This is a genomic window from Burkholderia sp. WAC0059 (genome assembly GCF_002870125.1).
Taxonomy (GTDB): domain Bacteria; phylum Pseudomonadota; class Gammaproteobacteria; order Burkholderiales; family Burkholderiaceae; genus Paraburkholderia.
Map to the genome: position 1 here is coordinate 108694 of NZ_PNEO01000012.1, position 21748 is coordinate 130441.

Here is a 21748-nt window from a genome sequence, read left to right on the forward strand (position 1 = left end):
ACGCTTCGGGGACACTAGGCGAGCGAGCTGATGAAGCCCGCCGCGAGTACGCAGTAGAACACCCCACAGAACAGACCGAACGGCTTACGCGTGCGCTGAAAGAATGGCCCTGCCGAGTGCGACGAAAACGCGAGCGCGTATGTGACGAACACGAAGAAACCGAGCACCGCGCAGCCGGCCACGAGCATAAAGCTCGTCCACGCCGGCGAGTTTGCCGACAGACCGAGTGTCGTGACAGTCAACCATGTGAGGATCGCTTTCGGATTTGTCAGGTGAATGCCGAGCCCCTGCAGGTAGAACAGCGCAAGGCTGCCGCGCCGGGCCTGGGCGCCGGCCTTGAGCGGATCGCGCGACGAGTAGGCACCACGCACCGCCTTGTAGGCGAGCCACAGCAGATAGCACGCGCCGAGAATCTTGAGCCAGAGAAGCAGCGACCGGGACGAGAGCAACATCGCCGATACCCCTGCTGCCGCCGTCACGCCCCAGCACAGCGAACCAGAGATCACGCCAGCTGCCATCGCGAGGCCGGGAGCACGCCCATAGTGGAGCGACGCATTCGCAATCGACAGATTGCCGGGACCCGGCGTCGCCGTGCCAATCAGATAGACAGCGAATGCGACGCCGAAATTCGAGAGGTGTGAAAAATTCATACGGTTGATCCTGTATCAAATGGCGCGTGGGCACCACGCGCCGCGCCGGACTACTTGAAACAGCGATGGTCCGGTTCTTCGCGTCGGACCTTTTCCATCCATGGCTTCAACTCGGCCTGCTTGTAGAGTCGCTCGCCCCAGTGCTCGGTCGATTGCGGCAACGGGCGTCCGCGGACGATATAGTCGGTGACGAGCTCGATATACTGCTGCAGGCAATAGGCACCGACGTGCAGCCGCAGTGATGACGCGGTTTCTGCAGGGGCGACATTGAAACGCGCGACGTTGATGATCTGCCCGCTGTCGACCGACGGCGCGAGGTGATGACACGTCGAACCGTAAGTTTCGTCGCCGTAATAGATCGCATAGAACTGGCTGCCAAGCCCGCGGTATTTTGGCGGTGCCGGGTGGAAATTGATCGCCCCCTTGCGTGCGCGCGAATAGATCTCCTTCGGGAAGATGTAGTCGCCGCGGTAGGAAATGATCCAGTCCCCCTCCCAGTCACGCAGCCGTGCCGGATCATCGTTCTCGCTCGTATCGTGGTCGTCCCACTTGAACACCTCGAGGTTCGAGAACACGGTCTTCGCAAATTCGACCCCTATGTCACACCAGTCCATCTTGCACACCGACAACAGGACCTTGTCCTGGCATGGCTCGACATTCTTCATTTGACAACCTCCTTCACACGGTGGGACAACGTTAGAACTCTCTAGCAGGCAAAGCGAATCGCGCCGGTCATCCATTGGCCTTCCGTCAGCACGCCAGAGGGGCGTTTGCACGCAATCAGGACGAGAAACTCAGTCGCGCCAAACGCGGCGGGACGTTCGCGTACAGCATCCGGGCAGTCGTACAGCAGCAAATCCGCGCGCTGGCCGGTCGCGATGCAACCTGCATCGTCGAAGCCAAGCGCGCGCACCACCCCAGGTCAATGCATTGACAAGATCAGCCGCCGCGTCACGGATCGCGTGGTAGTCGCGACAACTCGTGTCGAGCCACCTGTCGAGCATCGCGCCAGCCGCCGTCCACGCGAGCGCGGCGAATTTGTGACCCTGCTCGGGCGACACACCGACGATATGGGCACCGCTCCCGCGCAGCACACGGCGCTCGTGACTCGAAAGCGGCGCAACTGGAAACGCGAGCACGTAAGGATCAAGCGCGTCGATGCTTCATAGCAGCGCGACGCCCGAGCAGCCGTATGCATCGTGGAACTGCATCGCATGTTCGCCGTTGCTGTCGAGACACAAGGCAAGCCGGCCTCCGCGTCGGCACACGAGTTCATGCAGTGCGACCACGAGCCGGGGCAACGCCGCAAATTGCGAACCGATCGCGGGTACAACCGACACATGTGGACCCAGTACAAGGGCCGCCTGCGCAACGTGCTCGTATTCGAGCAGGCACCTGCCGGTGCTACGCAGAGTCGGCCCACTACCTGGACCGACCCAGCGCTCAGCAAGCGTCGCAAACAGTACGATGCGCGAGCCGACGTGCGCCGCTCGTCGCATGTCGCCGAGTGCATCGGCCGTGAAGCATGCGGCGGTCGTCACGCCGTGCGCCGATCCCGTCGATGCACAGCACAGCCGCTCGTTCGAACGGCGATGGGAAGAATGCGGCGGCGGCATGCGAGCGCTGATGCTGCGATGCGACCACCTTCGGTGCTTTGCCAAGCCCGAGCTACGTGATCTCCTGGTCCACATGCTCAAGTACGCGGCGCTTCCATCGCACCCACTCGGGAATCGTGCGTGCAAACACGCGCGCTCCACTCGCACCCGCGCTCGCGAACGATGAAACGACGCGCGAGAATTTTTCCTTCGGATCCTCGTAATAGACAATTGCTGTGAGGTCATCGAGCCGGATCCCCGCTTCGTCGAGGCAATAACGGATCGCGTTTCCCGGGAATGCCGGGTCGTGCCGTACTCGCGTGAAGCGTTCTTCCTGCGCGGCAGCGATCGGTACACCGTCGCAAACCAGCGCGGCCGCGCTATCGTGATAGAACGCTGAGATACTGAGAATGTAGTTGGCCATATTGGAAGAACCATCGATGGGTTGGCTTGGAAATGCACGAAGCAAGGCGGCACTACGACAAGTCATCGTGCGCCGCCCCACCAGGGCACGCGGTGGATGATTGGTCCGGCGAATGCGCGGCCGGGTCGCCGCGCTCTTTCGAGACGAATCCTTGCAGCGCCGGCACCAAGGAAATGGCGAGAGTCGTGCTCATGACAACGTTGAACACACGCAGTGTCCGAGGCTTCGTCATGTAGCGGCGCAGCAGCGTACCGAACAGTACCCAGACCATCGAGCACGGCGAGCCAAAGACGCAGAACAACAATGCAATCGTGGACACATCGGCCACGTAGGTGCGGGTTACCGACGCGTACGTGAGCACCGCACCGATAGCCATCATCCACGCCTTCGGATTGACCCACTGGAATAGCGCGGCAGACATCACACCGAGCGGCGCGCCAGTCTTCGCGTCGAAATCTGGCGGTGGCGAAGTCGCAATCCGATATGCGAGATACAACATGTACACGGCACCGATAACCTGCAGTACATCGTGCAGCGACGGGTAGCGACGAAACACACTGCCCGCACCGAGCCCGACCGCAATCAACATCAGGGGAAATCCGATGTTGATGCCGATCACGTGGCGCATCGTGCGCGTGATACCGAAATTCACACCGGACGACATCAGCATCACGTTATTCGGTCCAGGCGTGACACAGGTCGATATCGCGAATAGGACGACCGACAGATAGTCCATTGCCACGCTGCTCCCGTTCATCGGTAATCCTCCAAGCTGCCGCGTCTGCGAATGTCGACCGACACGCAGTGAAACCCGCCGCTCAGACTGCGTACATGGCGCACTCTCTCTTTCAAGTTCGGATACTTCATGTTTTCCAGAGGCACAACAAGCAATTCACCCGCAACCAGTCACATCAATCGATCATTTAATTACTTAAATAATTAAACTGGCAGACGATAGATGTACGCCCAATCCAGTTCCGGTTCAGCGCGGCACATACCCCGTCTTCCAGCAAGCGCGTACCTGTCCGCTCTGCATCACCCGCCGCGCGGAACCTACTGGAACTAATTATTCGACTAGAATGCGCGTGATGGAATGAACAGTGCTGAACAATCACTCAGAAACTGTTTGCTCTTCTTACTGAACACTTTGGACGGTTCAGACCATGAAGCTCGCGCTCGACACAACGGCCGGCATCCCGCTCACGGAGCAACTGGCCAGCCAGATCGAACAATTGATCCGCACGCGGCATCTGCGCAGCGGCGTCAAACTACCGTCGATCCGCAAGATGGCGGCCGACCAGCAGATCAGCCGATTCCCGGTGATCGAGGCGTACGACATGCTGGCCGCGCGAGGGCTGATCCAGCCTCGTCACGGGTCCGGTTTCTACGTGACCGGCGGTGGGGGCCCTCCCTGCGGCAGCACGGATCCGCGCATCACGGAAGAAGAGTCGAGCCACATCCTTGGGCAGTTTCTGCAGACAGACGACCGCTTGAGGCTGTCGAGCGGTTTCGTGCCGGCCGCGTGGCGCGATGTCGAGGGAATCGCACAGGCGGTGCGCCACATCGCGCGCGGCGACACAGCAGGCCTCGTCGACTACGCGCAGCCGCAAGGCGATCTGCTGCTGCGGCAGCAACTTTGCCGCCATCTCGCGCCGCTTGGCATCGAAGCATCGCCACAACAGATCCTCGTCACACACAGCGCGAGTCAAGCGCTCGACCTGATCGTGCGGCTGATGCTAAAGCCTGGCGACACGGTGTTCGTTGAGGATCCAGGATATTTCAACCTGTTTGGCCTGCTGAAGCTGCACGGCGTACAGCTCATAGGCGTACCGCGAATCGCAAGCGGACCGGACCTCGAAATCGCTGAAGCGCTATTGCGCGAGCATCACCCGAAGCTGTTCTTCATCAACACCGTATTTCACAATCCGACCGCGACCAACGTCGCGCCACAGGTCGCATTCCGGCTGCTGCAGCTTGCCCAGCAGCACGATTTCTCGATCGTCGAGGACGACGTATATGCAGATTTCGAGCTGGTGCCATCGCAGCGACTGGCGACGCTGGACCAGCTCAACCGCGTCATCTACGTAGGAGGATTCTCGAAGACGCTGTCGTCATCGCTGCGGCTCGGTTATCTCGCCGCACAGGACGAGGTCATCAAACACCTCGTCAATGTGAAAACGCTGACCAGCATGGGCGGTGCGCGGATCGTAGAGAGCGTGGTGGCCGCGATGCTCGAGCGCGGCACGCACCGCAAGCATCTGGAAAGGCTGCGCCGGCGGCTCGCACAGGCGTCAGCAGACGCGATCGCGCGATTGAGACAGGCCGGCTGGGATGTATATGAAAAACCAAGCGGCGGCATGTTCGTCTGGGCGCGTGTGCCGGGCGTGGAGGATGCGTCGCGACTCGTCGAAACCGCACACAGGTTCGGGATCGATCTCGCCCCTGGACGCGACTATCGGCCAAACGGTGAAGCAACGTCATGGGTCCGATTAAACGTTGCGGCAGCCGGGGAACTCGCTGCTGCCGCGTTCTTCGACGCGGCAGGTCGGCTCGGGTGACCCTCCCCTTCAAAACTGCCGTGCATACCGGCGACGGCTACTACATGGTCTGGCCGGAAAGATTCAGAAAGGATTCACAAATCCGCCAGTTCCTGACCTTCCTGCAGAAGGTTGCCCCCTCAATCGACTACCCCGGCATCGCATATCTGAGGTAACGCACCCAAGGCAGAAGAACCGTCGGCGGCAGAGGCGTTCCAGGGAACGCCGATGACCATCGACCCTGTCGCAACGCCGCAGATCAAGAACCCCCAAGGTACTCTCACTTTTCCCCGTCCCATCCACGGCACCAGAAGGACGCCAAGCGCGCGAGACGGCGGCCCAAAAGTTCAACGGCGTTGAACTTTTGGACACAAATGGGACTGAATTTGCTCTGCCCCCCAAAGCATCCCACTCCCAAAAATATTTGACGCCACCTCCGTTGAAGCGTATAGTCGCGCCTTCGCTGAGCTTAACGGTCTCAGCGAAGACTCGCAAAGATTGAACGACGGCTCGCAAAGGTTCAACGAAAGTTCAACGGCGTTGTTAGATAACGGCGTTTTGTAGTGATCCGACCTCCGGTAACTCGTTGTTTTGTAACGCATAGTTATTTGTAGTTACCCAACGAAAGGGACTGTTAATCCGTAGGTCCCTGGTTCGAGCCCAGGTCGGGGAGCCAAGAGTTGAAAAGCCCGTCTTCGACGGGCTTTTTTTACGTCCGCGGACCGCGCGTTCACGTATCGCAGGCGCAAGTTTGACGGCACCGGTATCTTGCCGATCCTCATGCCCCGGGGCGTGCGCCAATCCTCAACCTGCAATCCAGGAACCCGGACAAATTCCCGTACGTTGTGGGTAACGAGTATCAATTCAGCATCCTTTCGCTAAATCCGCAACGGGAGGGCCGCGGCGAAAAAGTCCGTCGCGCGGCGCACGCGCGCCGGGACGAAACGCCGTTTCGGCCAGATGAGGCTGACGTCCCTGACCTCGCCGATGAATTCGTCGAGAATCGTGATTACGTCCGGATGCTGGAGCTCGTCGGCCAAAGAAACCCTCGCGAACAAGCCAATTCCGACTCCGGCCAAAACACCGGCCCGGATCGTCTCGACGCTGTTGGACGACAGATTTCCGCGAACGGTCACGCTGAATCGGCCGTCCGGCCCGACGAAGGGCCAATTTTCCGACTCCGTCAGGCCACCATATAGAAGGCAATTATGGTCGACCAGTTCGACGGGGGTCTTCGGTATCCCGTGCTGCCCGAAGTAGCGGCGGGAGCCGACGCAGACGAGGGGCGTGCCCGCCACGCGCCTGACGACCGCGTCGGGTTCGTCGACGGGACCCACCCGAATCGCCAGATCGATCCGGTCTTCCACCATGTCCCGTACGGAATCCGAAAGAACCAGATCCACCTGAAGGCCGGGATTCTGCGACAACAGATCGGGGATCAGCGGCAGAACGTGAAGGCGGCCGAAAGTCGAAGCGGCAGCGATCCTGATCAGCCCCTGGACATTCAGCGTGCTGCTGGTCAGCTCGCCGTCGGCTTCGTCCATCTCGTCGATTAGCGGCTTCACCCGGTCGTAGTATCGCTGGCCCTGATCGGTCAGGGTCACGCTGCGCGTGCTGCGGTTGAACAGCACCACGCCGAGGCGCCTCTCCAGCGCGCCGACGGCCTTGCTGATGACGGACTGCGAATCGCCGGTTCTACGCGCCGCGGCGGAAAAACCGCCCGCTTCGACGACGGCGACGAACGCGTTCAATTCGTGAAACCGATCCATCACACTCCCCCATGGCGTCAACGACCCATTCCCTACGAGAATAAATCCTATGAAAGATACGCCGATTATCATTTTCCGGGGCGGCAATTATCCTTTCCCTTCCATTCACGACCAGACGGAAGGTTTCAATGTCCACGCTCGCAGGAAAGATTGCCGTCATTAGCGGCGGCACGACCGGCATCGGCCTCGCGACCGCCCGGCGCTTCGTCGCCGAGGGCGCCCACGTCTTCATCTTCGGCCGCCGCCAGGCACCGCTCGACGAAGCCGTCGAACTGATCGGACGCAATGTCACCGCCCTCCAGGCCGACGCCGCGGACCTCGGCGACCTCGACCGTATCGCCATGGCAGTCAGGGACGAAAAAGGGAGCGTGGACATCATCGTGTCGAACGCGGCCCTGGTGGAGCAGGCCTCGATCGAGACCCTCACGCCCGATCATTTCGACAGGACGTTCAACCTCAACGCTCGCGGCCCCGTCTTTCTGGTGCAGAAGCTGCTGCCGCTGATGACCCGGGGCGGGTCGATCGTGCTGGTCTCGTCGGCCATGCACGTCATGGGCGTTCCTGGCCATACCACCTACGCGGCGACCAAGGCGGCGCTGCGCTCCTACGCCCGCACCTGGGCGGCGGAATTCAGTGATCGCGACATTCGCGTCAACACGCTCAGCCCCGGCGTCACCGACACCCCGATTCTCGATTCCCAGGTGACGACCCCTGAGGAGCGTAAGGCGCTGGTGAACATGTACCTGAGCATGATCCCGATCGGTCGACTCGCCCGGCCCGAGGAGATTGCCAACGCGGCGCTTTTCCTCGCGTCGGACCAGAGTTCCTACATGACGGGCGCGGATCTGATGGACGACGGCGGCGTCGGCCAGGTCTGAACCCGGAAAGCGCCGTGCCGGATTCTTCACGGCGCGATGGCCCCGCCCGCCCCGGCACGCGCCGACCGGCGAACCCGCGCCGGGCACCGCCTCAACGCCCCCGCGCCGCCACCGACCGTGCCATGACCGCTGCCGCGCCGAGATAGTTCGCCGGATCCGTGAGCGAGCGCAGTTGCGCGTCGTTGAGCCGCTGCGTGATCGCCTCGTTCTTCGAGAGCACGTCGTACAGGCTCTGCCCGTTTTCGATCGCCACGCGGCACGCGTCGTACACGACGTCGTGCGCATGCTGCCGCCCGAGCGCGGGCGCAAGGCCCATCATCACCGCTTCCGCGACGATCAGCCCGCCCGTCAGGTCGAGATTGCGCCGCATCCGCGCCGCGTCGACGTGCAGCCCGCCCAGCATGAAGCCGGCCTGGAACAGCGCGCTCGACGCGAGCAGGAAGCTCTCGGGCACGGCGCTCCATTCGAGATGCCACGGCCCCGTGGCGCGCTCGAAGTCGTGCATCATGCCGTCGAGCATCAGGGCCGAGCGCTCGCGCAGCATCTTCGCGGCCGCGAAAATCAGTTCGCTCGAGATCGGGTTGCGCTTTTGCGGCATCGTCGAACTCGCGCCGCGCCCCGGCACGAACGGCTCGGCGACCTCGCCGAATTCCGACGCGGCCATCATCATCACGTCGAGCGCGATCTTGCCGAGCGAGCCGCCGATGGCCGCGAGCAAACCGACGAGCTCGCACAACCCGTCGCGCGCGACGTGCCACGTGATCTCCGGATCGGCGAGGCCCAATTCCGAGGCGAACAGCGCGCGTGTCTTCAGCGCGCGCGCCGGATCGCCGAGCGAGGCCAGCGTGCCCGCCGCGCCGCCGAACTGCGCAAGCAGCGCGCGCGCCTTCGCCTGCCGCAGCCGCTCGGCGTGCCGGTTCAGCGACGACAGCCAGACGGCGGCGCGAAAGCCGAACGTGACCGGCAGCGCATGCTGCAAATGCGTGCGGCCGGCGGTGACCGTGTCCGCGTGACGGTCGGCGAGCGCGCGCAGCGTCTCGCGCACTTCGTCGAGCTGACGCTCGATCACGGCCACGCCGCGCGCGCATTGCAGCATCGTCGCCGTATCCATGATGTCCTGGGTCGTCGCGCCCCAGTGCAGATAGCGCCCCGCGTCGCCGCACATCTCGCTGACCTGCCTGACGAGCGGCAGGATCGGATAGCCGACGATCTCGGTTTCCTTGCGCAGCGTCTCGAGATCGAGACCGCCGAACGAGGCGCGCCCGGTGATGTCCCGCGCCGCCTCGGCCGGGATCAGCCCGGCCTTCGCCTGGGCGCGGGCCAGCGCGGTTTCGGCGTCGATGCAGCGCTCGATGAACGCGTTGTCGGAGAAAATCTCGCGCATTTCCGCGGTGCCGAACATGTCGCGAAAAAGTGCCGAGTCGAAAACGGTGACAGCCATGGTTATCCTCAATCTCGATCAGTGGGCGATGCGCTCGAGCCAGGGGCGCAGGCCCGCTTTCTCCTCGAGCCCGAAGCCGGGCGCGTCGGTCGGGCGTACGAGCCCGCCGCCGACGCCGCAACCGGGCGGATAGCCGCCGAACGGCTGGAACACGCCCGGGTAGGCCTCGCAGCCGCCCAGCTCGAGCCCGACGGCGATGTGCAGGTTGATCAGATGGCCGCCGTGCGGAAACGCCTGCGCCCGGCTGAACCCGCAGGACTCGAGCACATCGAGCATGCGCGCGTATTCGGTGAGCCCGTAGGCGAGGCCCGCGTCCATCTGGAAGACGTCGAGACCGGGCCGCATGCCGCCGAACTGCGCAAGGTTTTTCACGTCCTGCACGGAGAACAGGTTCTCGCCCGTCGCGATGCGTCCGCGATACGCCTCGGCCACCTGGCGGTTCAGGTCGAAATCGAGCGGATCGCCGATCTCCTCGTACCACCGCAGATCGAACGGCTCGATCGCCTCCGCGTAGGCCAGCGCGGTGCGCAAATCGAAGCGGCCGTTCGCGTCGACGGCGAGACGCTGCCCCGCCCCCGCCACCGTCAGCGCGGCCTCGATGCGGGCGAGGTCGGCGTCGAGCGCGGCGCCGCCGATCTTCATCTTGAACGCGTCGAAGCCGAGCTCGCGATAGCCGCGGAACTCGTCGACGAGACGCTGCGTGCTGTCCTCCGGATAGTAGTAGCCGCCCGCCGCGTAGACGGCCACGCCCTCGGCGCGGCCGCGCCGGCCGAAGTGCCGCGCGATCGTCACGTGAGCAGGCTCGTCGAGCAGCTTCGCGTTCAGATCCCAGATCGCGAGTTCGAGCGCGCCGGCGGCGGCGGCGCGATCGCCGTGACCGCCCGGCTTCTCGTTGCGCAGCACGACGCTCAAGACTTTCTGCGCGTCGAACAGCTTGCCCGACGCGTCGAGCAGCGCGTCGGCAGGCGCCGCGACGAGCCGAGGAATCATGCGATCGACGAGAATGCCGCGCTGCGCGAACCGGCCGATCGAATCGAACGCGTAGCCCGTCACGGGCCGGCCGTCGCGCACGACGTCGGTCTGGATCGCGACGAGCGAGACGTCGTGCTCGGCGAAGCTCACGAGCGAATTCGCGATCTGGCCTTCGAGCGGAACGGAAATTTCCCTGGCAGCCTTGATTTTCATGATGTGTCTTCCCTGATTGATGCCGCGCCGTGCCGGGCCGGCTAGATGACCTTGCCGGGCGCGGTGCCGAACACGCGCCGGTATTCGTCGCGCGCGGCCTCTTCGTTGAATTCCCCGGTCGACTTCGCGATGACGAGCGTCGCCACGCTATTGCCGATCGAGTTGCAGATCGACACCGCCTGCGACGTGAAGCGATTGATGCCGAACAGGATCGGCAGGCCTTCGACGGGCAGCATGCCGGAGGCCGTCACCGTCGCCGCGAACACGATGAAGGTGCCGCCCGAAACGGTCGCGGCCCCCTTCGAGGTGACGAGCATCAGCACCAGCAGGCCGAGCTGCTGATGCAGGCTCAGCGGCACGCCGTAGGCGTTGGCGAGGAACATCACGCACAGCGACATGTAGACGGCCGTGCCGTCCAGATTGAACGCATAGCCCGTCGGCAGCACGAGGCCCGTCGCCTGGCGCGAGCAGCCGAGCCGCTCCAGCTTCTCGAACAGGCGCGGCAGCGCGCTTTCCGAGGAGGCCGTGGCGAACAGCAGGAAAATTTCGTCGCGGAAATAGCGCAGAAAGCGAAAGACGCTGAACCCGGACAGACGCAGCACGATGCCGAGCACGACGACGAGGAAAAACGCGAGCGACAGATACATCACGACGAGCAGATAGCCGAGCGAGATCACCGCGTTCATGCCGCTGCTGCCGATCGCGAAGGCGATGGAGCCGAACGCGCCGAACGGCGCGAACTTCATGATCACGTCGACGAACTTGAAGAAGCATTCCGAGGCGCGCGTGAGCGCGCGCTCGACGCTCGCGCGCTGCTCGCCCCTGAGCATCAGCACGGCTGCGCCGAAGCCGATCGCGATGACGAGCACCTGCAGCATCGAGCCGTTGGCGAACGCGCCGACGAAGTTGTCGGGAAAGAGCGTCAGCAGGAAATGCCCGACCGACATCGGCGCGACCTTGCCGTACTGCGCGTGCGCAGCGGCCGCCGCGGCCGCGTCGGAGCGCAGGTGCATGCCCGCGCCGACGCCCGAGAGATTCGCGACGACGAGACTCAGCGCCAGCGCGACGGTCGAGAGCACTTCGAAATAGATCAGCGCGCGCAGGCCGATGCGTCCCACGTTCTTCAGGTCGCCCGCGGCCGCGATGCCGAGCACGACGTTCAGGAACACCAGCGGCGCGACGACCATCCTGATGAGCCGCAGAAAGATGTCGCCGAGCACCTTCATCTCGAGCGCGAGCTTCGGCGCGATGAAGCCGAGCGCGACGCCCGCCACGATGCCGGCCACGATCTGCACGCCGAGCCGCGCATAGAACGGCGGGCGCCGACTCGCGTGCGGCTGCGGCGGGGCGTTCGCCTCGTCGACGGATTGGGTATGAACAGCCATCGGTGTCTCCTCGCGTGACGGTCAACGGTCCGGAAAGCGCGCGGACCTTGCTTCAAATATGTCCGTACATTTTTAATATGTACGGACTATATTGATCAAGGTGACGGGCCGTCAACCTCGGGTTAACCCGTCGGCGGACGACGGACGCGGTTCACGCGGCTTGGCAACGGCCGTGCCTAACCGCTAGGATGGCGGCGCCCGGCTCCGGGAACGCCGGGGCACGGCGCCGGCAAGAACCAGGCAGGGGAAACGCAGACATGAAACCGCGATACGCCGAACTGGCGGAGCAGTTGATACAGGCCATCGGCGACGGGACGTTCGAAGTGGGCGGCACGCTGCCGAGCGAACTCGAACTGTCCGGGCAGTACGGCGTGAGCCGTGCGACCGTGCGTTCGGCGCTCGAGAAGGTCCAGGCGCTCGGGCTCATCTCGCGGCGCAAGCGCGCGGGCATCCGCGTCGAGGCGGCGAAGCCGCGCGTCGCGTTCGAGCAGTCGATGTCGAACGTGGAAGACCTGATGCAGTTCGCCGTCGTCACCGAGCGGCATGTGCAGGCGGTGAGCGAGATCGCCGCGAACCCGTCGCTAGCCGCCCAGCTCGGCGTCGCGGCCGGCTCGCGCTGGCTGCGCGTCGAACTCTTGCGCGTCGATCCGGCCAAGCCCGACGCGCCGATCTGCTGGACCGACGTCTATCTCGACCCCACGGTCGGCGCGGGCATCCGGCGCGAACTGCGCAAGAGCTCCGGCCTCATCTGCGAGATGGTGGAGGCGCGCTTCGGCCGGCACGCCCAGGAGGTCCGCCAGGAGATTCGCGCGATCGGCGTGCCGGCGAGGCTGGCCGGGCCGCTCGCCGCGCAGGCCGAAAGCCACGCGCTCGAAATCACGCGCCACTACCTCGACGACACGGGCACGATGTTCGAGGCCACGGTCAGCGTATTTCCGGCCGAGCGGTTCACCTACGCCTTCCAGTTGCGGCGCCAGAAACGCTGACGGCCACGCGCCGCCCGCACCCCGTGCGGCCTCATGCGTTCATGCACTCACGCGCCGCGCGTCGTACCGGCACTGCGCGCGCAGCACGTCCTCGATGTGGACTTCGGCCCACGACGCCAGCGGGTCGATGATCTCCGCCAGCGTGCGGCCAAGTTCCGTCAGCGAATACTCGACCGTGACGGGGACGGTCGGAAAGGCATGGCGGTCGACCAGGCCGTCGCGCTCGAGCTTCTGGAGCGTCTGGCTCAGCGCCTTTTGCGAGATGCCCTCGATCTCGCGCCGGAGCTGGTTGAAACGGCGCGGCTGCGCCCGCAGGATCTTCACGATCAGCAGGGACCACTTGTCGGCCAGCCGGTCGAACACGAGCCGCGCCGGACAGCCCTTCATGTAGACGTTGTAGCAGTCGGCCGTCTGCGCCGACGGGTCGGCGGCGGGCTGCGTCGCGATATCCACGGTTTCTCTCCTTTGGCGGTATCACCCGGGTAACCAGATAACCCCGAGGTGACTCCTTGTAGTGCTGGTTTCGAAAATATACTATCCATCCTCGATTCGCGTATCCGCGCCATCGACTCACAGGAGGTTTTCATGGCAAAGACTGTCGTTGTGTATTTTTCGGGGTATGGACATACGAAGCGGGCCGCCGAGCAGGCCGCGCAAGGCGCGGGGGCGGAACTCGTCGAGATCGACGGCGAAGGCAACGTGCCGGAGGCGGCATGGGACACGCTGACGGGCGCCCAGGCGATCATCTTCGGGGCGCCGACCTACATGGGCTCGGTGCCGTGGCAGTTCAAGAAGTTCGCGGACGCGACGTCGAAGAAGTGGTTCACGCGCGAATGGCAGGACAAGGTGTTCGGCGGCTTCACGAACAGCGCGAGCTTCAACGGCGACAAGCAGGTCACGCTGATCTTCCTGCAGACGCTCGCCTCGCAGCACGGCGGCATCTGGGTCAGCCTGGGCCTCGCGCCGTCGAACACGAAGGCGGCCACGCGCGGCGACGTCAACAACCTGGGCGGCTCGGTCGGCGCGCTCGTCCAGTCGCCCGCCGACGCCAGCACCGAGGAAATTTCGGCAGGCGACCTCGAAACGGTGCGGCTCTACGCTGCGCGCGTGGCGGACGTCGCGAAGCGCCTGCACGGCTGACTTCCGTTCCCAGGCCCTGGTCCCGCGAAAGCCGGCGCGTCCCGACGCGCCGGCTTTCCCGCCGACCCGATACGGAAAACACACATGGATAGAAGGCACTGGATCGCGACGGGCCTGAAGGCGTCGGCGCTCGCGGCTGCCCTGCCGCTGCCCGCGGCGAGCGTCTTCGCGCAGGAAGGCCCCGACGTCGCGACGCGTTTCGCCGCCACCCTCAGTGCGCACGACCTCGACGCGTTCGCGGCCCTGTTCTCGCCCGATTACGTGAACCATCAGTTCAGCGCCGCGAGCCGACCGCCGGCCGGCATGACGGCCAAAACGGCCACCGTGAGCCTGTTTCGCGCGCGCCTCGCGGGCATGCCGGACCTCACGGTGACGGTAGAGAAATCGCTCGTCACGACCGACGGCTGCGCGGCGAGCTTCATCTACGAAGGCACCCATACCGCGCCCTACATGGGCGTCGCGCCCACCGGCAGACATCTGCGGTTCTCGTCGTGCGACATCTTCAGAGTCGACGACGGACGGATCGTGGAGCATTGGGGCATGGGCGACATCGCGGGCCTGATGGCGCAACTCAAGGGATGACGTTTCAGGATGAGCGCGCGGGATGAACGCGCACGACAATAAAACGGAATCCTGATCATTTTCTTGCCGCCGGAATCGGCTCGCCCGAACAACCCGCACGCCAGGACACCCGCCCGGCTCAATCTGCCCGATGCCCGCCAAGGCATCGGCGGCGCACGCCCCCAATCGCGCCGCGCTCCAATCCCCTCCCGATCGCCCCGCCTGATCCGTTCTGCTCCGCCGCCTATCCCCTCCCGATAGAACGACCTCGCGCAAGCCGTCGATATCCGGACAGACGGCTCATATGTTTTTCACGATTCGTTGGTTGTCGCGCATCAAAACAGCTCCTACTCTCTGTGACCTGACAAACCGAGCCTTCGCGGTCCCGATCCCGCCCGTCATCACGGAAGTCCATTCGATGTCCAGAAAACCGTCCGACTCCCCTGCCTCGCCCACGCCGCCCAACCCGCGCCGCCGCGCCTTGCTGATCGGCGGCACATTGGTCGGCGCGGGCGCGCTCGCCTACGGCGCGTGGCGCGAGTTCGGCGGAAACGGAAACGGCGAAACCGCCCCGGCCGGCGGCGCGGCGCTGCAGGCGGACAGCGGCAGGACGCTCGTCATCGGGCAGTATCAGGAGCCGACGGTCTACGACCCGAATCATCAGTATTCCTGGGAAACCTATCGCGTAGACCGGCACATCTACGAATCGCTCGTCGCCGAGGATCTCTCGAAGCCGGCCGGCGACGGGCCGCCACCGCTGATACCGGCCCTGGCGGAGCGCTGGGACGCGAGTCCCGACTCCACCACGTTCACGTTCCACCTGCGTCGCGGCGTGAAATTCCACGATGGCAGCGATTTCGACGCCCATGCGGTCGAATTCAACGTCCGCCGCTTTCACGATCCGTCGTTCGAGTACTACGACGTGAAGGCGAATGCGTTCATGAAGATGGTCTACGGCGACCTGAAGGCCTTCGACGTCGTCGACGACTACACCGTGCGCTACACGTTCGACCATCCGTTCCGCGACTTCCTGCGGATGCTGCCGCAAGGCAATTACGTCTCGGGAATCTTCAGTCCGCTCGCGCTGAAAACCTGGGGCCAGGACGGTCTCGCGCAACACCCGACGGGGACCGGACCGTTCCGGTTCGTGACCCGCGTGCTCGGCGAGAAAACCGAACTCGTGCGCAACGCGCATTACTGGGGCGCGGCCCCGCAGCTCGAACGGATCGTGTTCCGGCCGATCGCCGACGACTCGACGCGCGTCGCCGCGCTGCAGTCCGGCGACATCGACATCCTCACGCGCACGCCGGCCGACGCCGTCGACCCGCTGACGGCAAGCGGCTACGCGATACCGGCCAGCGCGGGCGCCAGCCTGCTCTATCTCGGCTGGAATTTCCACAACCGGTTCGTGCAGCAGTTGCCGGTACGGCAGGCGATCATTCAGGCCATCGATCGCGAAGGGCTCGCGAAGACGCAGTTCAAGGGCTATGCGACGCCGGCCTACAACATCCTGAACCCCGGCAATGCCGCGTTCGACCCGGCCCAGCGCGACTACCGCTACGACCCGGACGCGTCGCGCCGCCTGCTGGCCGCGGCCGGCTTCAAGGACGGAGACATCCGCTTCACGATCGCAACGGACGCAGCGAACCAGCCGACGATCGAGTGGATTCAGCGCGACCTCGCGAAGGTCGGCATTCACGTCGACATCCTGTCCCAGGAATGGCTCACCTACACGTCGAGCCTGCCCAACATGTCGCCGCAAATCGGGCTCACCAGCATGGAGTGGGGTTTCGTCACGCCGTACTGGCTGCGCATCGTCTACCAGGGCTACGTGGTGGGACGCGGCGGCGGCGACCTGCTCGGCCCCGGGCTGCATGCGGCCATCGAAGCCGCCGCGCGCGAGCCGGACGAGCAGAAGGCGCTCGTCGCGTGGAAAGCCGCCAACGCGCTGTTCCAGCAGCAGGCCGGCGCCGTGCCGCTCATCTCGTTCACGCACTACTTCGCCAGCAGCAGCAAGGTGGCCCGCTTCAACGTGCCCGCGCAGAACTGGTACGACCTCGTTCCCGTGTCGCTGTCGACATGATCCGCACCGTCGCGTCCCGCCTGCTGCAGGCGATCCCGCTCTTTCTCGCGATCTCCGTGCTCGTGTTCGCGTCCGCGCATCTCGCGCCGGGCGACCCGATCTCCAACGCGCTGACGGGCCAGGTATCACAGGCGTCGATCGACGCCATCCGCCACGCCTACGGGCTGGACCGCCCGCTCGCCGGGCAGTACTTCGTCTGGCTCGGCCACTTCCTGTCCGGCCAGTGGGGCGACTCGATCGTCCTCAGGGTGCCGGTCGCGAGCATTCTCGGTCCCGCGTTCCGCAACACGCTGCTGCTCGCGGGCGCGGCCGTCGTCATCTGCGTGGTCTTCGGCGTCGCGATCGGCGTGGCGGCGGGGCTCAACCGCGGCTCGCGCGTCGACCTGTTCTCGATGTTCGCGATCCAGCTCGGCCACAACGTGCCGATCTTCTGGCTCGGCCTCGCGCTGGTCTGGCTCTTCTCGCTGAAACTGCACTGGCTGCCGTCCTCCGGCATCGCCGACCTGCGCGGCGACGGCGGCCCGCTCGACCTCGCGCGCCATCTGGTCCTGCCCGCGTTCTCGGCCGCCGTGATCTCCATGCTGATCCTCGCCCGCCTCGTGCGCGCAAGCGTGATCGAGATCGCGCGCTCCGACTACGTCCGCACCTGCGAATCGCTCGGTTTCCCGCGCGCGAACATCCTGTGGCGCCACCTCGGCCGCAACCTGCTCTCGCCCGTCGTCAACATGACCGGACTACAGATCGGGTATCTGCTGAGCGGCGTCATCCTCGTGGAAAACGTCTTCGCATGGCCCGGCCTCGGCGCCCAGCTCTACGTCGCGGCGGCCGGGCGCGACTATCCGCTCGAACAGGCCGGCGTGATGCTCGTCGCCGCGTGCTTCGTCGTCGCCAATCTCGTCACCGACGTCGCGCTCGATCTGCTCAACCCGCGCCTGCGCACCTGAGCCCGTAGCGCAAGGAGGCCCCGCTCCCATGCCCGAAATCGATCTTCCCGGCGAACTGCTGCCGGGCGACCTGCGCGCCCCGGCCGGGGCCGACAACCCGGCCGATGCCGGAGCCCGGCACGGACGCGGGCGCGAGGCGTTCTCGCGGTTTCGCGCGAACCGCCCCGCCATCGTCGGCGCCGCCGTGATCGCGCTGGCCGCGCTGATGTCGCTCGCCGCGCCCTGGCTCGCGCCCTACGACCCCAACGCCGCCGACCCCGCCCTGCGCCTCGCCGGCATCGGCACGCACGGGCACTGGCTGGGGCTCGACGCCCAGGGCCGGGACATCCTGAGCCGCATCGTCTGGGGCGGCCGGTCGTCCCTCGCCATCGTCGTCTCGTCGGTGCTCGCCGCCTGCGTCGCGAGTCTCGGGCTCGGCCTGTATGCCGGCTTTTCGCGAGGCCCCGCCGCCGCAGTGCTCATGCGCGTCGTCGACATGCTGTTCGCGTTCCCGATGATCCTGCTCGCCATCAATCTCGCGACCGTCTTCGGCGCCGGCCGCTTCACGGCCGGCGTGACGGTCCTGCTGAGCGCGCTGCCTTACCTGACGCGGGTCGTCTACGCGGGCGTGCGGGCCGAGCGCGACCGGGAATACGTCGAGGCCGCGCGGGCGCTCGGCGCGTCGCCGGCCGCGATCGTCCTGCGCGAAATCCTGCCGAACGTGCTGACGCCGCTCGTCGTCTACGGCACCACGCTGTGCGGCGGCATGATCGTCTATCTCGCCGGACTCAGCTTTCTGGGCCTCGGCGTGCAGCCGCCGACGCCCGACTGGGGCCGCATGGTCAGCGAGGGCGCGCAGGTCATGCTGCTCGGCAGCGCGCACGTCGCCACGATTCCCGCACTCGCGATCGTCGCGCTGTCGCTCGCCTTCAACTGGCTCGGCGACGGCCTGCGCGACGCGCTCGACCCGCGCGGCTAGAACCCGGCCGACGCCCCAACGACGGAGACCTCGCATGGCGCTGCTCGACATCGACAGGCTGGAAGTGGACTTTCCCGGACCGCTCGGCACCGTGGCGGCCGTGCGCGGCATCGACCTGTCGCTCGCCGAAGGCGAGATCGTCGCGCTCGTCGGCGAGTCGGGCTCGGGCAAGAGCGTGACGGCGTCGGCCGTCGCGGGGCTGCTGCCGCGCGGGCAAGCGGCGATACGCGGCAGCGTCCGGTTCGACGGCGCGCCCCTGCTCGACCTGCCCGAAGCGGCGTGGCGCCGGATTCGCGGCAGCGGCATCGCGATGATCTTCCAGAATCCGCTCAGCTCGCTCGATCCGTCGTTCCGGATCGGCGACCAGCTCGTCGAGACGGCCCGCCTGCGGGGCGCCGCGAACCGCGCCGAGGCGCGCGAACGCGCGATTGCGGCGCTCGGCGAAGTGGGCATCGAGGACCACGAGCGCGCGCTGCGCGCGTGGCCTCACCAACTGAGCGGCGGCATGCGCCAGCGCGTGATGATCGCGCTCGCCGTCATGAGCCAGCCGCGCCTGCTGATCGCCGACGAGCCGACGACCGCGCTCGACGCCGCGCTCCAGAAAGACATCCTCGCGCTGCTGAAGCGGCTCAACCGAGAGCACGGCATCGCCATCCTGATCATCACCCACGATTTCGGCGTCGTGGCGCATCTGAGCCAGCGCGTCGCCGTCATGAAGGCCGGTCGCATCGTCGAGCAGGGCGAAACGGCGCAGGTGCTGGCGGCCCCCCGCCACCCCTATACGGCGAGCCTCATCGAGGCCGTGCCCGAAATCGGACTGCGCGCGCGCGATCCGTCGCCGTCCCGGCGCCTCGGCGCCCGGGCGCACCGCAACGGGAGCGAGCCGGCCCGCCCCGCCGCGACGGCCCCGCGCCGGCCGGACCGGTCCGTGACCTTGCTCGAAGTGCGCGGCCTCGGCCGCTCGTTCGTGACGCGCAAGGCCTGGCGCGCCTCGCGCGTGCGCACGTTCGACGCGGTGAGCCAGGTGGACTTCGACGTGCGGCGCGGCGAAATCTTCGGCCTGATCGGCGCGTCGGGTTCGGGCAAGTCCACGCTCGCGCGCGTCGTGGCGCAGCTCGTGCCGGCGAGCGCCGGCACCGTGCGCTTCGACGGCGAGGACGTCGCGCAATTCGACGCGACCGCGTTGCGGCGATTCCGCCGGCGCTTCCAGTTCATCTTTCAGGACAGCACCTCGTCGCTCAATCCGCGTCGCCTGATTGCCGACCAGCTCTGCGACCCGCCGCTGCGCCTCGGCGTCGCCCGCGATCGCGCCCAGGCGCTCGAACTGGCGCGCGACGCGCTCGAACGCGTCGGCCTCGAGCCCGGCCATCTGAACCGCTATCCGCACGCGTTCTCCGGGGGACAGCGCCAGCGTCTCGGCATCGCGCGCGCGCTCGTCGTCCAGCCCGAATTCATCGTGCTGGACGAGCCGACCTCGGCGCTCGACGTGTCGATCCAGGCGCAGATCCTGAACCTGCTGCTCGAATTGCGCCAGACGCTCGACCTCACCTATCTGTTCATCGGGCACAGCCTGCCCGTCATCGAATTCCTGTGCGACCGCGTTGCCGTGATGGAGCACGGTCGCATCGTCGAAACCTTCGACGCGACGAACCTGCAGGCCAACGCGGCGCACGCGTCGACGCGCCGCCTGCTCGACGCCGTGCTGCCGGTCCGGCATGCCGCGCCCGTTCCGGCGTCGTCCGCGTCGTCCCACCACGAGCGGCTCTCATGACGCGCCGTCTGATCTACAACGCGTTCACGCACGTGACGCCCAACCATCACAGCCACGGCTACTGGCGCCATCCCGACGGGCGAATCCAGCTCGACTACAAGCGTCTGCCGCCGTGGATCGAGCTGGCGCAAACGGTCGAGCGCGGATGCTTCGACACCGTGTTTCTCGCCGACGTCGTCGGCGTCTACGACCGCTTCCGCGGCGGCGGCGACACGGCGATCCGCACCGCGATGCAGTTCCCGAGCCTCGACCCGGTCAGCCTCGTGTCGGCGCTCGCGGCCGCCACCGAACACGTCGGCTTCGCGGTGACGAGCTCGGTGATCCAGGACCATCCGTTCGACTTCGCGCGCAGGATGTCGACGCTCGACCACCTGACCGACGGGCGGCTCGCCTGGAATATCGTCACCTCGTACCTGGACAACGCGGCGCGCAATTTCGGCCTGCCGGCGCTGGAGGAGCACGACGAGCGCTACCGCTGGGCCGGGGAGTACGTCGAGGTCGCCTACAAGCTCTGGGAAGCGAGCTGGGAAGACGACGCCCTCGTGGCCGATCCCGTCGGCGGAACCTACGCCGACCCGGCGAAGGTCCACAAGATCCTGCACCGCGGCCCGCGCTATGCGGTCGAAGGCCCGCATCTCGTGGAGCCGTCCGTGCAGCGCACGCCGCTGCTCTTTCAGGCGGGCGGTTCCGAGGCGGGCCGCGACTTCGCCGCGCGCCATGCCGAGGCCACGTTCATCGCAGCGCGCACGCCCGAAAGCGCGGCGCGGCACGTGGCCGATCTGCGCGAGCGGGCGCGCCGGTTCGGGCGCGGCGAAGACGAGCTGAAGATCATCGTGCCGCTCGCGCCCGTCATCGGCGCGACGGAACAGGAAGCCCACGCGCGCCGGCGGGAACTGCGCGAATGGCTGAGCCTCGATGCGCTGCAGGCGTTCTGGAGCGGCAATCTCGGCGTCGACCTGTCGGACATCGACCCGGCCCGGCCGCTGTCCGAGCTGCTCCTGACCAATCACGTGCGCGGCAACGTGCGGGCCTTTATCGAGGCCGCGCCGGACCGCACGGTGACGTTCGCCGACCTGCTGAAGGAAACGGTGTCGGCGCGCTTCGCCGGCACGCCCGAGCAGATCGCCGACGAAGTCCAGCGCTATGCGGACGCGGGCGTCGACGGCTTCAACGTCGTGCCGGTGACGACGCTCGGCTGGTGGCGGGAGTTCGTCGACCACGTCGTCCCCGTCCTGCAGAAGCGCGGGCTGATGCAGACCGGGTATGCGCCCGGCAGCCTGCGCCAGAAGATTTACGGACGCGGACCGACGCTGCCCGATCACCACCCGGCGCGGCAGTTGCGCGAGCCGGTCAGGCGCGCCGCGCGCGCGGCGGCGCGCTGACGCCCGGCAACGCGCCGGCGTCGCCCGTCCCGTGTCGAAGGCAATCGGCACACGTCCGC

At 66.0% G+C, this 21748-nt stretch carries 20 protein-coding genes, 1 tRNA gene and 1 pseudogene; 11 read left to right on the forward strand and 11 right to left on the reverse strand.

The features are described 5' to 3' along the window. Positions 1 to 14: 14 nt before the first annotated feature. The 6 genes and pseudogenes from CY652_RS14015 to CY652_RS14035 form a co-directional block, all read right to left on the reverse strand. Complete coding sequence (locus CY652_RS14015; RefSeq protein WP_102131302.1) at positions 15 to 650, reverse strand: LysE family translocator; 636 nt, start codon at positions 648 to 650, stop codon at positions 15 to 17. Between the two features lie 50 nt (positions 651 to 700). Continuing rightward, positions 701 to 1315, reverse strand: coding sequence for a formyltransferase family protein (locus CY652_RS14020; RefSeq protein WP_102131303.1), 615 nt, complete (start codon positions 1313 to 1315; stop codon positions 701 to 703). 41 nt (positions 1316 to 1356) lie between these two features. Then, entirely contained in the window at positions 1357 to 1566 is a 210-nt protein-coding gene (locus CY652_RS14025; protein ID WP_102131304.1) for a hypothetical protein, read from the reverse strand. Positions 1567 to 1813: 247 nt separating this feature from the next. After that, on the reverse strand, positions 1814 to 2191 hold the full coding sequence (locus CY652_RS24485; RefSeq protein WP_180970610.1) for a hypothetical protein: 378 nt from the start codon (positions 2189 to 2191) through the stop codon (positions 1814 to 1816). A 7-nt stretch (positions 2192 to 2198) separates the two neighbouring features. Next, positions 2199 to 2669 (reverse strand): annotated as a pseudogene (locus tag CY652_RS24855) (carbamoyltransferase N-terminal domain-containing protein); the annotation flags it as partial. A gap of 52 nt (positions 2670 to 2721) precedes the next feature. Continuing rightward, on the reverse strand, positions 2722 to 3405 hold the full coding sequence (locus CY652_RS14035; protein WP_102131398.1) for a LysE family translocator: 684 nt from the start codon (positions 3403 to 3405) through the stop codon (positions 2722 to 2724). A 427-nt stretch (positions 3406 to 3832) separates the two neighbouring features. Between CY652_RS14035 and CY652_RS14040 the strand changes: the two genes are divergently transcribed. Beyond that, the gene (locus CY652_RS14040) at positions 3833 to 5227 is read left to right on the forward strand and encodes an aminotransferase-like domain-containing protein (RefSeq protein WP_102131305.1); all 1395 of its coding nucleotides are present in this window, start codon (positions 3833 to 3835) and stop codon (positions 5225 to 5227) included. A gap of 551 nt (positions 5228 to 5778) precedes the next feature. Continuing rightward, positions 5779 to 5882: transfer RNA gene (locus CY652_RS24490), tRNA-Asn, on the forward strand. 202 nt (positions 5883 to 6084) lie between these two features. Here the strand turns inward: CY652_RS24490 and CY652_RS14050 are convergent. Further along, positions 6085 to 6975 carry a LysR family transcriptional regulator gene (locus CY652_RS14050; RefSeq protein ID WP_102131306.1) on the reverse strand — a complete coding sequence of 297 codons (891 nt, stop codon included), beginning with the start codon at positions 6973 to 6975 and terminating at the stop codon, positions 6085 to 6087. 128 nt (positions 6976 to 7103) lie between these two features. On the opposite strand from CY652_RS14050, the gene CY652_RS14055 reads away from it, so the two are divergent. Continuing rightward, positions 7104 to 7853, forward strand: coding sequence for an SDR family NAD(P)-dependent oxidoreductase (locus tag CY652_RS14055; RefSeq protein WP_102131307.1), 750 nt, complete (start codon positions 7104 to 7106; stop codon positions 7851 to 7853). Between the two features lie 91 nt (positions 7854 to 7944). On the opposite strand, the gene CY652_RS14060 is transcribed toward CY652_RS14055, so the two are convergent. The 3 genes from CY652_RS14060 to CY652_RS14070 are packed head-to-tail and all read right to left on the reverse strand — an operon-like array spanning position 7945 to position 11864. After that, on the reverse strand, positions 7945 to 9294 hold the full coding sequence (locus CY652_RS14060) for a class-II fumarase/aspartase family protein (protein WP_102131308.1): 1350 nt from the start codon (positions 9292 to 9294) through the stop codon (positions 7945 to 7947). 18 nt (positions 9295 to 9312) lie between these two features. Further along, entirely contained in the window at positions 9313 to 10479 is a 1167-nt protein-coding gene (locus tag CY652_RS14065) for an enolase C-terminal domain-like protein (RefSeq protein ID WP_102131309.1), read from the reverse strand. A 41-nt stretch (positions 10480 to 10520) separates the two neighbouring features. Continuing rightward, positions 10521 to 11864, reverse strand: coding sequence for a cation:dicarboxylate symporter family transporter (locus CY652_RS14070; protein ID WP_102131310.1), 1344 nt, complete (start codon positions 11862 to 11864; stop codon positions 10521 to 10523). Positions 11865 to 12121: 257 nt separating this feature from the next. Between CY652_RS14070 and CY652_RS14075 the strand changes: the two genes are divergently transcribed. Next, positions 12122 to 12850 (forward strand): GntR family transcriptional regulator, encoded by a 729-nt coding sequence (locus CY652_RS14075; protein ID WP_180970598.1) that lies wholly within the window; start codon positions 12122 to 12124, stop codon positions 12848 to 12850. A gap of 39 nt (positions 12851 to 12889) precedes the next feature. Here the strand turns inward: CY652_RS14075 and CY652_RS14080 are convergent, their stop codons facing one another. Beyond that, on the reverse strand, positions 12890 to 13237 hold the full coding sequence (locus CY652_RS14080; RefSeq protein ID WP_102131399.1) for a winged helix-turn-helix transcriptional regulator: 348 nt from the start codon (positions 13235 to 13237) through the stop codon (positions 12890 to 12892). Positions 13238 to 13435: 198 nt separating this feature from the next. On the opposite strand from CY652_RS14080, the gene CY652_RS14085 reads away from it, so the two are divergent. The 7 genes from CY652_RS14085 to CY652_RS14115 all read left to right on the forward strand — a co-directional run bounded on the left by CY652_RS14085 (position 13436) and on the right by CY652_RS14115 (position 21689). Continuing rightward, positions 13436 to 13990: an NAD(P)H-dependent oxidoreductase gene (locus CY652_RS14085; RefSeq protein WP_102131312.1), complete on the forward strand. Its 555-nt coding sequence runs from the start codon at positions 13436 to 13438 to the stop codon at positions 13988 to 13990. 84 nt (positions 13991 to 14074) lie between these two features. Then, positions 14075 to 14572: an ester cyclase gene (locus CY652_RS14090; RefSeq protein ID WP_102131313.1), complete on the forward strand. Its 498-nt coding sequence runs from the start codon at positions 14075 to 14077 to the stop codon at positions 14570 to 14572. Positions 14573 to 14969: 397 nt separating this feature from the next. Beyond that, positions 14970 to 16634, forward strand: coding sequence for an ABC transporter substrate-binding protein (locus tag CY652_RS14095; protein WP_102131314.1), 1665 nt, complete (start codon positions 14970 to 14972; stop codon positions 16632 to 16634). Further along, positions 16631 to 17578, forward strand: a complete 948-nt coding sequence (locus CY652_RS14100; RefSeq protein WP_102131315.1) for an ABC transporter permease — start codon at positions 16631 to 16633, stop codon at positions 17576 to 17578. Before CY652_RS14095 ends, CY652_RS14100 begins: the two co-directional genes overlap by 4 nt. A gap of 28 nt (positions 17579 to 17606) precedes the next feature. Then, complete coding sequence (locus tag CY652_RS14105; RefSeq protein WP_102131316.1) at positions 17607 to 18536, forward strand: ABC transporter permease; 930 nt, start codon at positions 17607 to 17609, stop codon at positions 18534 to 18536. 34 nt (positions 18537 to 18570) lie between these two features. Further along, entirely contained in the window at positions 18571 to 20307 is a 1737-nt protein-coding gene (locus CY652_RS14110; RefSeq protein WP_102131317.1) for a dipeptide ABC transporter ATP-binding protein, read from the forward strand. Further along, entirely contained in the window at positions 20304 to 21689 is a 1386-nt protein-coding gene (locus CY652_RS14115) for an LLM class flavin-dependent oxidoreductase (protein ID WP_102131318.1), read from the forward strand. Before CY652_RS14110 ends, CY652_RS14115 begins: the two co-directional genes overlap by 4 nt. Positions 21690 to 21748: the final 59 nt, after the last annotated feature.